Origin of the sequence: Roseibium sp. (genome assembly GCF_965276855.1) — a bacterium.
GTDB lineage: Bacteria > Pseudomonadota > Alphaproteobacteria > Rhizobiales > Stappiaceae > Roseibium.
Genome location: NZ_OZ255700.1, coordinates 5,005,641 through 5,018,231 on the forward strand (window position 1 = coordinate 5,005,641; position 12,591 = coordinate 5,018,231).

Genomic DNA, 12,591 nt, shown 5'->3' on the forward strand with positions numbered 1-12,591 from the left:
GCCAAGCCCTTGGAGGGCCAAGCGCAAACCGTATGTTCGGCGCTGCGGCTGGCTCCGCTTCCGGTTGCATGGTTGTCGCAATCATTGGCCTGTGGTTTTTGGGCCAAAAAAAGACCGGGATCCCGCGTCCCGGTCAGTGTTTGGAGCGTTGTGTTGCGGCACGGTCTTCGGCGTACCAAGAGTTCAACCTGCCGCAACATGAGGTCGTGATGGGGCCAGGCTCAGGTGCCGGTGCTGGTTTGATTGACCATCAGGGGCGTCACCTTGGATTTCAAAATGGTGTCGAGATCTTCGCTGCCGTCTTCAAGTGACTGAAGTGCCATGTCCAAGAAATAGGAGCAAAAGGTCCGCCCGTCCTTGTCGGCTTCTTTCTGCGTGTACCGGATCATGCGTTTGATGGCCTCTACGGGAGGTTCCTGTTCAAGCTTTGCATCATTTTTTACGTTGGACTGAGACATATTACCACCCACCAGTGTTCTTGCCTTTTTAGGTTTCCCGCACCTTGGGAACCTTTCGAGATGTCTATGTTGTTCTTGAAGCGTGAAACAACCGTGATAGAGTAATCGTGCATTTCATGCGGCGCAACATTCTGGGTTGTGGGGCTAATGTCAAAGTTGACAAATGCGAAGGATGCAGACTGGAGATGATTGAGGGTCCACACTTTGCAGGCCTCGGACGGCCAATGCTGAAAGGGGCTGGCGGCGACCCGGTTGCGATCAAAACCCGCAAGGCCCTTGCCATCCTGGGGTATGTTAGCCGGATCAGTGATTTGAGCGCATCCCGGGAAGCTGTCGCCGATCTGCTTTGGAGCAGTGCGGCCGGACACAAAGGCATGCAATCTCTGCGTCAAGCCCTAAAACAGTTGTAAACCGCCGAAAAAATTGCCGGGCTCGATGTGGTCAAGTCCGAAAGCGGACACATCCAGATCTCAACGGGAAGCCTGCCAACCGATTTGGCGCGTCTTCTAGACCTCCTAAACACGTCCGATTCGCCGGATTTCGACGCAGCGCGTGGTTTGTGGCGCGGAGACTATCTGGCCGGGTTTGAAGATATCGACCCTGTGTTTACCGAGTGGCTGCTGATTGAGCGTCAGCGTATCCGGGATGAGGTGATTGATGCCACGCTGAAGCATCTCTCCGGGGCGTCAACTGCCGCCGCAACACAAGGGGCGGAGGATGCGGCGCATTTCCTTTTGCACATGGACCCCGCTTTTGAGCCGGCCCACCGCGCGCTGATCCGAATCTATTTGAACAGCGGCCAACGGGAGCGTGCGGAACAGCAGTTGCGCGCCTGTGAGCGCGAGCTGAAAGAGCTGGACGGTGAGCCGGAACAGGAAACCCGGGATTTGTTGTCGGGTGCCACCAAGTGGGAGCCGCCAACTAATCGACCGGAATCTGGGGGCGGTAAGTATACGCAGGCTTTGCAGGGAGATGATAAGAAACCTTCTCGAACCGATTCTATTGTCGGCGACAATGCATTCTTTTTGCCGCAAATCTCTATCGTTTCAACAGAACTGAACAACATCACGAAAACTGAGGGATTGTATCTGAGAGAAGAAATCGTTGGCGGGCTATCTGCCTACCGATCGTTCGATCTTTATCATGCTGAGTATTTTGGAGATACTGATGGACCCCAGCCCGTGCTGTTACAGAGTGATGAAGCGGGCAGTTTTCTACTCAGGTTCCGGCATAATGAGCGCAGTGGAAATGTCTCAATCCAATTTGAAGACCGCGCGGAGGGGCGTATCGTTTTCAGTGAAATTGTTGACTTGAATGAATGGGACAGTGTTCAAATGGCTGCGAGCCATACTATTGGCCGCATCTATAACTTTGTAACAAAGAAGCTGCGTAATCCGAAAAATACGTCAGCATTCGCGCGTTGGTGTCAAGCTGAAGCGCTAATGATCGAGTTCAATCCTCATTCCGATCAAAAAGCTCTGGAAATTCTGAATGACATTGAAAGACGTTACAGCACGTTTTCCATGGCTTACTCGGGGAAGGCGCTGATTAACCTTAAGCAACTAGTTTATTACTATATCGAAAATGAAACACCGACTTTGCCACTCAACGAAATTCTCTCCTTGGCTGAGCACGCAGTTGCGCTTGATCCGTGGCAACCGATAAACCAACGTGCATTTGGGTGGGCTCTCATCCAATCAAATATGGCGGATGAAGCCCGTCGGGCCTTTATACAGGCGGGTCGATTGAACAGTGTTGACCCGATAAATATTATGTCTGTTGCAGAGGGGTTAGCTTTTTCCGGTAGCGTGGAAGAGGCACGTGCAAAGGCAGAACTTGCAATGAATCTGTTCACTACCGTGCCGCGAGTGTTCTACGAGTACTACTCTCATGTATTTTTCGCGGCCGAAGACTTCGAAACCGCCGCAAAAATGATTGAAAGGGCCTCTTTCGATAGCATATCTGGCTTGACCACGCGCATTGCGTCTTTAGTGTGCGCTGGAAAACAATCCGAAGCGATCGATTTGTTGCAGCGGAACAGCGATATTTATACGAATACCTTTTTTAAGAACGGATTGATTGCCCAAGGACCGCAACGGTTTGGAAATCGCCTAAACTTCTATAATGACCCCAAAACACGCGCCAACTATGACAGAGGCGTTGATCTTGTAAAAAGATACTTTTTTGGTGATCGTGCCTCCATTAGTTAATGGACGTGAAACCATGAGCGATTGATAAAAGATACGTTGCATCACGTTCGTCTAAGCGTTTTTGATTTAATCGATAAGGTAGTACCGTTGCCTTATCAGTAGCTGCGTCCACCACCTCAAATTCCATAAGTGAATTTACGGCAGCCGGAAAACCAATCTCGGCCACAACGGATTTCGGGTTCTCCATGAATTTTTGCCGGAAGTTTTTGTCTGTTCGCGCTGTCGCAAGGACTCTACCAAGCTCTGCGATATTACTTCTGTAGTAAGGAATGCGGGCCACTGGGACGTCCTCCAAATGAGCAAATAAATGCGCGACCGAGGTTGGTGGCCCCCGGTCGCGGATGCTGGACTGATTGTTGTCAATCAGTCCGGCATTTCCTCATAATGGCAGCCAGCAAGAGCAAGGCGACCAAGTTCTTCAAAATATGTCTCATCACCGGCTGCAACACGGGCCTCATCGACCTCTGCCGGAATGATCAGATGCACTTTGTCGGCGGTGTCGGCATAAATTTTTACGTCCGTTGCCAGGCCAAGTTCTGCGAGCGTGGTTTCCGGGTTTTCTAAAAAATTTGTGCGTTCCGCCGGGTTCTGAATGATTTCGCCAAGTTTCGAACCAACAGTCAGGTCGCGATCGGTAGTTGAAACGGTGTGCATGCTAAGCCTCCAGTTTAAAAGGTTGTATATTTTTTTATATTTCTGGGATAATAAGTAAATATAGTCCCATATATGGATTGTAATCATTGTGAGTCGCGTCTAGTGATATTCATAACTCTAGATTACTTGATCCTGTTTCAAAGTAATGCATCAATAATTTTCCAAGACAATGAAAAAACGTAATTACTACCTAAGGACAATTTCTAATGAGTCAGTTGGTGAAACTATATACTTGATGGCATTCTCGAAAATGCTTTAGTCAGAGGACGCCCTTATGCGGAGGGGAACCATGCATGGTTTGAAGTCGGAGGTTCTGAACGGGCTTTTGAGTGCCGGCCTAATCGTCAAAACGGGGGGGGATTTGAAACCGGCCGGTCCGTTAGCCGAACAAGCTCTCCGGCTGTTTGAACCGGTCTTGCGAGCTGGCCGCGTTCGCTTGGTGCCGGTCTCTCTGCCGGACTGTCCAATTCATTTTTGGACCGCAGTTTTTACCCCTCAACACTCCGGTGCGCAGCGGGCCGAAAGTGCGATCGTTTCCTTCGCCGCCGGAGGGCAAGCAGATACAAAAGAAGGTGCAGCTATTGGTTGTATTGGTGAGGTTGCCGAAAGATTAACCCTTTATTCTCTAGGGCAAGGCGATCCACGTGTGAGCAGCCTTACGCAAGGTGAAGGTGATGCAGACCTTGCTGGGATATTGGGATTTAGTAAGGCTCAGAACAGTGATTTGCTTCGTGTGCGAATGGGAGCACATGCCGCCTCGCAGGGTGCTGTAATCGACTGGGGCGGGTTGAGCAATCGGCGCATCCGTGTGAGCAACTTGTCAAACGGGACGGCAGCGCAGTTGCCCGCATTCGCGGCGCTATTCGGAGAAACTGTTCTGGAAACAGGCCTTAAGGTGGGCGTTTCGTCAACAGTCGGTTGCGCCGTCTGGTCTGATCTGGAAGGGGCTCGGGAGCGGGCGCTTTTGGAGCTCATAGAGCGCGACGCCGTGGCTCAAGCCTGGTACAACCGTCTGGGGATAACATTGCTACCTAGTGCGGTTTTGCGTGAAAAAATTTCTGACGACTTGATGAAATATCTGTCTGAGCGCCGCCGAAAGACAACGATTTGCAGGGTCGAAACCGATTTACCGGTCCATGTTGCCGTTGCCATTTCACACCGCGGTGATGGTCACGCGGCAGCGTTTGGTGCTTGTGCCGAATGGGATCTCGGATCAGCGATGTTCGGAGCGATCACCGAAATGCTGCAGGGAGAAATCTCGTTGTCTGCGATGGAGACTGCGTACCCAGATCGTCCCCATGAGCAAGGCAGCAAAATTCCATCTCAGCTTCGGTATGCCCGCGAGAGATCGATCCAGGATGATTGGCCAGTTGGAGAAGCCTCGGTAGCGGCTTCTTTTTCTGAAGCCGAAGTCTTTACTTATGACGGATTGTTGGAGGCCTTGCGGCAGAAGGGAATTACAGTTTGGGAGTTTGATGCGACTCGTCCGGATCTTGGTGTGCCCTGCATCAAACTGTTCTCACCCGAATTGTGCACATGGCAGCCGCGGTTTGGCAAAGACAGGCTCTTTAAAGGCGTGGTCGAGCGCGGATTGCGCACTGAACCTGAACGGGAAGAGGTCTTCGCAGAGCGCCCGTTCCCATTCTAGCCATGCTCAACAGCACTTTGATCGTGTTGTAGTTTGTTAGTTGACGGGGACCGGCCGACCGTCGGCTTGCGGCCGCGCCAGCGTCATGACCCAGAAATTCCGCCATTTTCCATTGCTGCGATTGGTGCGGGCAATGCCAACACGCGTCACATACGGATTAAGCAAGTTCTTGTTGTGGCCTTCGGAACCTTGCCAGCCGCGAAAAGCTGCAGGCAGATCCGCATAACCGGCACCAAGGTTCTCTGCAGCTGCGTAATTTGGGTAACGCGCCTTGTCGAGCCGCTGGGAAAGGCCAAAGGCGCTGTGCTGCCAGGTGTCCATGCTGTCGCGTTTGGCAATATGCCGCGCCATGTCTTGCGAGACACCATCAAGCGCTGGATCGTGACGCAAGGCCGGAAGACCATTCTTTGCGCGATAGGCGTTCACCATCGCCATGAGAGAAGAGGTGCTGACATCGACATCTGTAAAGACCGGCCGGTCTTCCAATTCGCCTTGACCGCCAGGCAGCGCACCGCAGCCTGCCAAGAAAACAAAGAGCAAGACCAAGGGCAGGGTGCGCAGGCACTGAATAGCTCTGTTTCTCTGGCTGCCGAAAATCATTGTCACGCGTCATCTCCGGGCCAGGAAACACCCTCATCGGCAAAGAAGTGATGCGGTCCGGGATATGCCTCGACATAAGCCATATGGGTCACTGTGCCTGCTTGCGGCGTATGGTGATGAAGGAAATATGCGGGCGGTTCGAAGTTGAACATCGGCGGCCCATCTTCGGTCAAATCCAAGACGACCTGGTGGCCCGTACTGGGGGCGAGCGTCATGATCTTGCCTGCGAACTCCGCGATGATCGGGCGGTGCAGATGACCGCAAAGCAGCCGCTGAATGTGCTTATGCGGGCCGATCACCTCTGCGAGCGCACCGGCGTCATTCAAGCCAATCGCATCCATGTGCTGAATGCCGCTGAGGGCAGGCGGGTGGTGGAGGGCGATGAGCGTCGGCCGATTGTCCTCCGAGAGACGATCTGACAACCAATTCAGCTGCGGTGTGCCGAGTTCGCCATTCGGTTTGCCGGGAATGTTGGTATCAAGCGCGATAAGCCGGAGATCGCCAATGTCGGCGGTGTAGCAGAGCTTGCCCTCTACATCGCCATCCATACCCGGAAACCCCGACATCTCGCGCCGCATATCGGCGCTGCCGTCATGATTGCCGGGGATCATGAACACTGGCATGGCGAGCCGCGACAGGATCTGCCGGGCAAGTGCATATTCCCGCGGATCGCTTTTGTCTGTGAGGTCTCCGGTCAAAACAACTGCGTCCGGGCGTGGCGTCAGGCCGTTCAAGGCCGGGATCGCCCGTTCCGCCAGCATGTTGGTATCGGAGACGCGATAGCAGGCAAGTCCGCGCGGACGAAGATGCAAATCGGTAATATGTGCAATGAGTGCCATATGATTGCCAAAGGAATGTTGCGAGGAATCGTCCCCATGACGATAGCTTCACAGAGTTTGGGTGCAAGCAGTGTTTCCCTTTTCAAAAAGCTCATGTAGGAGATGCACACACATTCTTTTTGAAAGGCTGGGATCAAGCCCGTTTGATCCTTGCGGAATCGGGTCGTAATGGCAGAAACGCAATCGGCAGCGGCAAACAGCGCGCAACCGGAGCAGGATCCGGAAAAGTCCGGAAATCAAATGAAAAAGCCGATATGGCTGCGTATCTTCGGCCATGATGTGACCGCACCGCTCTTGCTGCTTGCCTTAGCGCTTGTTTTGTTCGTTCCAGGTCAGTGGACTGTGCCGCCGCTGGACCGCGATGAGCCGCGTTTCACGCAAGCGACCAAGCAAATGCTCGAAACCGGCGACTATGTCGACATTCGGTTCCAGGATCAGGCGCGTCACAAGAAGCCGGTTGGCATTTATTGGCTGCAGGCAGCTGCAGTCAAACTGACAGGTCATGATGCGTCTGCGTCGCTTTGGGTGTATCGTTTGCCGTCCATTATCGGAGCGACATTGGGCGTTCTGGCGGTTTTCTGGTTGGCAAGAGCGTTCATGGGCCCCTCAGGAGCGCTCGTTGCTGGTTCCTTTGTTGTGCTTGCCATTATCCTTGGCGTTGAAGCGCGGCTTGCCAAAACCGATGCCACCCTTTTTGCGACAATTGTCATTGCCCAAGGTGCCTTGGCGCGCCTTTGGCTGAGGAACAGCTCCGATAGGGCTTGGGGGCTCGCTTTTGTGTTCTGGACCGCGCTTGCGGCAAGTGTCTTGGTCAAGGGACCAGTTGGCCCGATGGTCGTCGGGTTCACGGTTGTTGGCCTGATCATCACCAGCCGCAATTTGAGCTGGTTCAAGGGGGCCGTCCCGCTTGTCGGCTTCATCTGGTTTTTCCTGCTGGTCTTGCCATGGTTCGTCGCCATTTGGATCGCAACAGACGGCACTTTTTTTACAGAGGCGATCGGCAAGGATCTGCTCGGCAAGGTGTCTGAAGGGCAGGAAGGGCATGGGGCCCCGCCGCTGACCCATCTCGGTGCCATGTTTGGTGTCTTTTGGCCGCTTCCGGCGTTCTTCCTGCTTGCATTGCCGATGATGTGGCGCGAGCGGAAAAGTCCTTTGGTGATCTTTGCAGCTTGCTGGTTTTTCCCAAGCTGGGTGGTGTTTGAACTCGTTGCGACGAAGCTGCCGCATTACACCATGCCCTTGATGCCCGCTCTAATTTTGCCTGTGGCGGCGGCCCTGATCGAAGGCGCCGGTTCCCAATCCGCGAAGTGGCTACGTTGGGTGGCGGCGATCTTGTTGGCGGTGCCGGCCATAGGAATTGCGGCCGCCGCCTTTGGAGGCCCGTTTGCGCTTGGTATCTGGCCGTCCCCTCCAGGGGCGATTGTCACCGGGATTGGCGCTGTGTTTGCCGTCTTTGCCGCAAGCCGTCTGCTCCGTGGACCGGCGCTCTATGCTCTGCCCGCTACAACGCTGACCGCAATTTGCGTTGCCATCGGTGTATGGGGTTTTTCAGGACCGGCACTGACCACGATCTGGGTCAGTCCGCGCCTTGTGACTGCGATGGACGAGATCCCGGGGTGCGCAAATCGGGATACCCGGCAAGTGGTCACGACCGGTTTCCATGAACCGAGCTTTATCTTCCTGGAAGGGACCAACACCAAGATCGTGCCGGAGGCTGAAGCCGCCGATTTCCTTGCGCAAGTTAAGCCAGGGGAGAGTGGTGTTTGCCGGATCGCAGCAATCGAGAGCCGGCATGAAGAAGCGTTTTTGGCCGCAGCCAAGGAGAAGGGTCTTGTCCCCATGGTGCGAAAAAGGGTAGACGGCCTGAATATCAACGGCGGCGATGATGTCGATATTGCGCTCTATCAGTCGGCCGCGGACGCAACAGACACACAAGGCGGCAATGAGCAGCAATAGTCGGATAAAATGGGTGCTGGAACGGATGCGCGGCAATGCCCGGCGCGCCATGATCCTTTATTCCAATCGCAAGGAGCGCGGTACAGCTCAGTTGCGGACATTGCCACCGGGCCAACGGCCACAAGATATCCTTGCTGTTCTTCTTTTGACGGTGGGTGTCGCAGTCGTTGCCTTTGATGCGCCGACGTATCCTTGGCTAAACTCATTGCCGAACGAATACCGGACGGCCTTCCGCTCGTTCACTGATCTGGGTAAGGCAGACTGGATCCTGATTTCAACCGGTGTTCCTTGTCTCTTTCTGCTTGCGCTCGACGCCGGCCGATACGCCTTCCGGATCCGGATGGCGATCGGCGCCGTCTTCACCTATGCAGCCTTCGTCTTCTACACGGTCGCAGCGTCCGGGATTGTGGTGCTGATCATCAAGTGGAGCCTTGGGCGCGCGCGTCCGAAATTGTACGAAGATTTCGGCCCCGTTCATTTTGATTTCCTTGCTTTTCACGGCAAGTTCACGAGCTTTCCATCCGGCCATTCCACAACTGTCGCCGCCCTTGCGACTGCGCTTTATTTCATCTTCCCGGCTTACCGGTGGCTGATTGTTGTCAGTGCGTTCTGGCTGGCATTCTCCCGGGTGATGGCGGGTGCGCATTACCCAAGTGACGTCATTGCCGGCACACTGCTCGGGATGACCTTTACCTTCTTCACCGTGCGTGCCATGGCCCGGCGCCGGATCGGTTTTCATATTGCGGAAAACGGCAATATCGTTCCGAACATGACAGCCATTTCGGCCAAGGCAAGCGCGCGAGCCGTTTGGCAGGTTTTGCGCGGACAACGCGGAGCGCAGCGTATCGTTCCGGGCCGGGCTGCGGCCAGCGAGGCGGACTGAGTGGATGTCATGACACAGAGTTATTTGGAGGCCTTGGCCGCGACAAAGGGCGGGATTGCCGTCACCGTGGTTGTTCCTGCCAAAGATGAGGCAGAGAACCTTCCCCTTCTGCTGGATGAGATTGAAACGGCACTTAGCGGACGGACGTTTGAAGTCATTGTGATCGACGACGGATCATCTGACGGGACCGACATTGTTCTTCAGGACTACGCGGCAACGCATGACTGGCTGCGTCCGGTTCGGCACGAACAGTCTTGCGGTCAGAGCTGTGCAGTGCGCACTGGACTTCAGCATGCGCGTGGTGACGTCGTCGCCACCATTGATGGAGACGGGGAAAACAATCCCGCATACATCCCGCAGTTGCTCGATGCGCTCGAAGCCGCAGGGCCGTCTGCTGCGCTTGCTGCAGGTCAAAGACTGGGCCGGAAAGCAAGCCTTGCAAAACGGTATGCGTCCAAGTTCGCGAACAAACTGCGGGGCGCTATCTTAAAGGACAACACCCGCGACAGCGGCTGCGGTCTCAAAGCGCTGCGCCGTGAGGTCTTCCTTCAGCTTCCGTATTTTGACAGCTGGCACCGGTTTCTCCCGGCATTGGTGATCCGCGAAGGCTACAATGTGGTGCATATTGACGTTCAGGACCGGCAACGGCGCCACGGGACCTCGAAATACGGTATCTTCGACCGGGCGTTGGTCGGGGTGCTGGATTTGTTTGGTGTTTGGTGGTTGCGCCGCCGCCGCAAAAAAATTCCCGTTGTCCGGCCGTTGACCTAATTTGACGCCACAATTTCCGAGCAGAAACGCGCCGCTGGCGTATCAAGGTAACTGGAATCCGACATGGCTGCCCTCATAGACTGGTTTCATGCAGTCTTCATTGCACAGTTTGATTTTTGGCTGATCTTCGGTCTGGCTGCGCAATCGATGTTTATGATGCGCTTTGTTGTTCAATGGATGGCATCCGAACGTGTCGGACGATCCATCGTGCCGATTGCTTTCTGGTTCTTCTCCATCGCCGGTGGGATCATGCTGTTCACATACGGTGTGATCAAGAAGGAGCCGATCATCATTCTGGGGCAGGGGCTCGGACTGGTGATTTACTTCCGGAACCTTTGGCTGATTTTCAAGGAAAAACGGCGCGATCCGGCAATCTGACCGCGCCGTAGCTCGTGTGATATTCTGAGTGATCCGGCTGTGATCAGTCTGTGAAATCGCTTTCGGTCATGACCCGGGCCGAACCGGAAACACGGATTGAACTTCCCTTTTCAGATCCGATCTCCGCAACGATCCGGCTGGGATGCCCCATGTCAAATCCCTGATTGATTTCGATGCGGCCCTGATGCGGCCAACCAATGTCCCGCAGATAACCGGCATAGGCAGCGCTGGCCGCCCCAGTTGCCGGATCTTCATAGACCCCGCCCGAGGCAAAGGCATTGCGGGTATGAAAGAGTTGTGGCGTTTCGCTGAAGGCGATTAGAATCGTGACCCAACCATGCTTTTCCATCAGTTTACGTCCCGCTTCCTGATCATAGGTCATATCCGAGACGGCCTCGCGTGAGTTAAGCGTCAGCGCAAAATGATCTGCGCCGCCATGAACGAGCGCCGGCAGAATGCGGGCATCGATCTGGTCTTTCGTGTAACCGAAAAGATCCAAAACCTCGCTCACAACTTCATCCGGTGCTGGTTGGCTTCGTGTTGGAGGCGATTGGAGAGCGGCTTCCACGAGTTCGCCTGACACACTTCCTTCAACAGAGATCTCGGCTTCATTGAGCTTAAGATTGTAGCGCCCTGGACCGAATTCACGAGTGAGGGCGGATCCGAGTGCGATGGTCGCGTGACCACAAAACGGCACTTCTGATTGCGGCGAGAAATAGCGGACGCGCCAGGCTCCGTCGCCTTGAGGCGCAGCAAATGCGGTTTCGGAAAAGCCGACATCCGCTGCGATGGCGCGCATGTCTTCGACCGACGGATGCATGTCACTGATGACCACACCGGCCGGATTGCCGCCGGTGTCGCCATCTGAAAATGCGGAGATGCGCTGAATGTCCATGGAGGGAGCCTTTGTGTGTTTTCGGTTCCCACCATTTTGTGACAAGCAAGACTGATCGCAACAGGTTCCATCCATGAAACTTGTTCATGGAATTCATCAATTATGCGAAAGCCTTGTCGAGTGCTTGGCCAAGATCCCTGATCAGATCCTCTGGATCTTCAAGGCCGATGTGAAGGCGAACCGAGTGAAGATCTGGATCTACATTTGTCGCCGACCGCATGCCTTTCAGTCGAACCGGTATCGCAAGACTTTCAAATCCGCCCCAGGAATATCCGAGACCAAACAGGGTCAGGGCGTCGAGAAACGCATAGGCCTGCTCTTGTGTTGTCCCAGCCGCAAAGTCGAAACCGCACAGCCCGGATGCGCCAGAAAAGTCTCGCTTCCAGATTTCATGGCCGGGATCGCTCTCAAGCGCGGGATATCTGATCGCTCCGATGGCCGGCTGCGTCCTTAGCCAGTCCAGAACGACGGCTGTGTTTTTTTGGTGCCGCTCAAGACGGACCGACAGGGTCCGAAGCCCGCGCAAACCCAAATAGACATCGTCAGGACCGACATGGCTGCCCATCGCGCCATGGAGCGTGTCCAGTTTGAGCCAGGCTTTTTCGCTGGCTGCGATCGTACCCAGCATGACGTCGGAATGGCCGACAATGTATTTCGTGCCCGCCTGAATGGAGAGATCAACGCCGAAAGTGATGGGTTGGCAATAGAGCGGGCTGGCCCAAGTGTTGTCCATCAGCACCGTCGCATCGATTTCGTGCGCTGCAGACGCAATCGCTGGAATGTCCTGCATTTCGAAGGTAAGGGAGCCTGGGGCCTCAGTAAAGACTGCAGTCGTGTTCGGTTTGAAGAGCGATTTGATGTCCGCACCAACAGCCGGATCGTAATACTCAACATCAACGTTGAGGCCTGGCAGGACGGTATCCGCAAAATGACGGGTCGGGCCGTAAGACGTGTCGGCGATGAGCATATGATCGCCTGCCTTCACGCAGGATAGAATGGCTAGCGCAATGGCGTTCAGGCCGGAGTTGGCCAGTTTCACACCCGCTGCGCCTTCAATTTCCTTCAAGGCGTCTTCAAGGGAATCGGTGGTGGGATTGCCGCGGCGCGCGTAGGAATACTTCTGCGCGCCCGTCACCATGGTCTTGGTGTCCGGATAAAGGACGGTGGAGGCATGGACAACTGGCGGATTGACAAACCCATGGAACCCGGACGGATCCCGGCCGCTGTGCGCCAGAACGGTTTCAATGCTTCTTTTAGTGTCTGGGGTATTCGTCATGGGTCCTTCAGTCCGTTATGGCT

14 protein-coding genes are annotated in these 12,591 nt (G+C 54.7%); 7 read left to right on the plus strand and 7 right to left on the minus strand.

What is annotated here, in order from left to right:
- Positions 1-221 precede the first annotated feature (221 nt).
- On the minus strand, positions 222-458 hold the full coding sequence (locus tag ACQY4Z_RS23210; RefSeq protein WP_428525238.1) for a hypothetical protein: 237 nt from the start codon (positions 456-458) through the stop codon (positions 222-224).
- A gap of 185 nt (positions 459-643) precedes the next feature.
- Between ACQY4Z_RS23210 and ACQY4Z_RS23215 the strand changes: the two genes are divergently transcribed.
- Both ACQY4Z_RS23215 and ACQY4Z_RS23220 read left to right on the plus strand, forming a co-directional pair.
- Entirely contained in the window at positions 644-868 is a 225-nt protein-coding gene (locus tag ACQY4Z_RS23215) for a hypothetical protein (RefSeq protein ID WP_428525239.1), read from the plus strand.
- Between the two features lie 27 nt (positions 869-895).
- Positions 896-2,668, plus strand: a complete 1,773-nt coding sequence (locus ACQY4Z_RS23220; protein ID WP_428525241.1) for a BTAD domain-containing putative transcriptional regulator — start codon at positions 896-898, stop codon at positions 2,666-2,668.
- Here the strand turns inward: ACQY4Z_RS23220 and ACQY4Z_RS23225 are convergent.
- Positions 2,661-2,948, minus strand: coding sequence for a hypothetical protein (locus ACQY4Z_RS23225; RefSeq protein ID WP_428525243.1), 288 nt, complete (start codon positions 2,946-2,948; stop codon positions 2,661-2,663). The genes ACQY4Z_RS23220 and ACQY4Z_RS23225 overlap by 8 nt on opposite strands.
- A gap of 83 nt (positions 2,949-3,031) precedes the next feature.
- Positions 3,032-3,322 carry a hypothetical protein gene (locus tag ACQY4Z_RS23230; RefSeq protein WP_428525245.1) on the minus strand — a complete coding sequence of 97 codons (291 nt, stop codon included), beginning with the start codon at positions 3,320-3,322 and terminating at the stop codon, positions 3,032-3,034.
- A 289-nt stretch (positions 3,323-3,611) separates the two neighbouring features.
- On the opposite strand from ACQY4Z_RS23230, the gene ACQY4Z_RS23235 reads away from it, so the two are divergent.
- The gene (locus ACQY4Z_RS23235; RefSeq protein ID WP_428525247.1) at positions 3,612-4,970 is read left to right on the plus strand and encodes a YcaO-like family protein; all 1,359 of its coding nucleotides are present in this window, start codon (positions 3,612-3,614) and stop codon (positions 4,968-4,970) included.
- Between the two features lie 36 nt (positions 4,971-5,006).
- Here the strand turns inward: ACQY4Z_RS23235 and ACQY4Z_RS23240 are convergent, their stop codons facing one another.
- Positions 5,007-5,570: a CAP domain-containing protein gene (locus tag ACQY4Z_RS23240; protein WP_428529653.1), complete on the minus strand. Its 564-nt coding sequence runs from the start codon at positions 5,568-5,570 to the stop codon at positions 5,007-5,009.
- Between the two features lie 2 nt (positions 5,571-5,572).
- Positions 5,573-6,409, minus strand: a complete 837-nt coding sequence (locus ACQY4Z_RS23245) for a phosphodiesterase (RefSeq protein WP_428525249.1) — start codon at positions 6,407-6,409, stop codon at positions 5,573-5,575.
- 240 nt (positions 6,410-6,649) lie between these two features.
- On the opposite strand from ACQY4Z_RS23245, the gene ACQY4Z_RS23250 reads away from it, so the two are divergent.
- From ACQY4Z_RS23250 to ACQY4Z_RS23265, 4 genes are all read left to right on the plus strand, one after another.
- Positions 6,650-8,365, plus strand: a complete 1,716-nt coding sequence (locus ACQY4Z_RS23250) for an ArnT family glycosyltransferase (protein ID WP_428525251.1) — start codon at positions 6,650-6,652, stop codon at positions 8,363-8,365.
- Positions 8,352-9,248: a phosphatase PAP2 family protein gene (locus ACQY4Z_RS23255; protein ID WP_428525253.1), complete on the plus strand. Its 897-nt coding sequence runs from the start codon at positions 8,352-8,354 to the stop codon at positions 9,246-9,248. Before ACQY4Z_RS23250 ends, ACQY4Z_RS23255 begins: the two co-directional genes overlap by 14 nt.
- A gap of 9 nt (positions 9,249-9,257) precedes the next feature.
- A complete protein-coding gene (locus tag ACQY4Z_RS23260) occupies positions 9,258-10,019 on the plus strand; it encodes a glycosyltransferase family 2 protein (protein ID WP_428525255.1) in 762 nt (253 codons plus the stop codon).
- Between the two features lie 63 nt (positions 10,020-10,082).
- Positions 10,083-10,397: a lipid-A-disaccharide synthase N-terminal domain-containing protein gene (locus ACQY4Z_RS23265; RefSeq protein WP_008191718.1), complete on the plus strand. Its 315-nt coding sequence runs from the start codon at positions 10,083-10,085 to the stop codon at positions 10,395-10,397.
- A gap of 43 nt (positions 10,398-10,440) precedes the next feature.
- On the opposite strand, the gene ACQY4Z_RS23270 is transcribed toward ACQY4Z_RS23265, so the two are convergent.
- Complete coding sequence (locus tag ACQY4Z_RS23270; protein ID WP_428525257.1) at positions 10,441-11,292, minus strand: PhzF family phenazine biosynthesis protein; 852 nt, start codon at positions 11,290-11,292, stop codon at positions 10,441-10,443.
- 100 nt (positions 11,293-11,392) lie between these two features.
- Positions 11,393-12,568 carry a cystathionine beta-lyase gene (gene metC, locus ACQY4Z_RS23275; protein ID WP_428525259.1) on the minus strand — a complete coding sequence of 392 codons (1,176 nt, stop codon included), beginning with the start codon at positions 12,566-12,568 and terminating at the stop codon, positions 11,393-11,395.
- Between the last annotated feature and the right edge of the window lie 23 nt (positions 12,569-12,591).

Excerpts from the sequence above, each read along its gene's own strand:
- ACQY4Z_RS23210 (WP_428525238.1), bottom strand. The coding sequence starts at position 458 with ATGTCTCAGTCCAACGTAAAAAATGATGCAAAGCTTGAACAGGAACCT.
- ACQY4Z_RS23215 (WP_428525239.1), top strand. The coding sequence starts at position 644 with ATGATTGAGGGTCCACACTTTGCAGGCCTCGGACGGCCAATGCTGAAA.
- ACQY4Z_RS23230 (WP_428525245.1), bottom strand. The coding sequence starts at position 3,322 with ATGCACACCGTTTCAACTACCGATCGCGACCTGACTGTTGGTTCGAAA.
- ACQY4Z_RS23235 (WP_428525247.1), top strand. The coding sequence starts at position 3,612 with ATGCATGGTTTGAAGTCGGAGGTTCTGAACGGGCTTTTGAGTGCCGGC.
- ACQY4Z_RS23240 (WP_428529653.1), bottom strand. The coding sequence starts at position 5,570 with ATGATTTTCGGCAGCCAGAGAAACAGAGCTATTCAGTGCCTGCGCACC.
- ACQY4Z_RS23245 (WP_428525249.1), bottom strand. The coding sequence starts at position 6,409 with ATGGCACTCATTGCACATATTACCGATTTGCATCTTCGTCCGCGCGGA.
- ACQY4Z_RS23250 (WP_428525251.1), top strand. The coding sequence starts at position 6,650 with ATGAAAAAGCCGATATGGCTGCGTATCTTCGGCCATGATGTGACCGCA.
- ACQY4Z_RS23255 (WP_428525253.1), top strand. The coding sequence starts at position 8,352 with ATGAGCAGCAATAGTCGGATAAAATGGGTGCTGGAACGGATGCGCGGC.
- ACQY4Z_RS23260 (WP_428525255.1), top strand. The coding sequence starts at position 9,258 with ATGACACAGAGTTATTTGGAGGCCTTGGCCGCGACAAAGGGCGGGATT.
- ACQY4Z_RS23265 (WP_008191718.1), top strand. The coding sequence starts at position 10,083 with ATGGCTGCCCTCATAGACTGGTTTCATGCAGTCTTCATTGCACAGTTT.
- ACQY4Z_RS23270 (WP_428525257.1), bottom strand. The coding sequence starts at position 11,292 with ATGGACATTCAGCGCATCTCCGCATTTTCAGATGGCGACACCGGCGGC.
- metC (WP_428525259.1), bottom strand. The coding sequence starts at position 12,568 with ATGACGAATACCCCAGACACTAAAAGAAGCATTGAAACCGTTCTGGCG.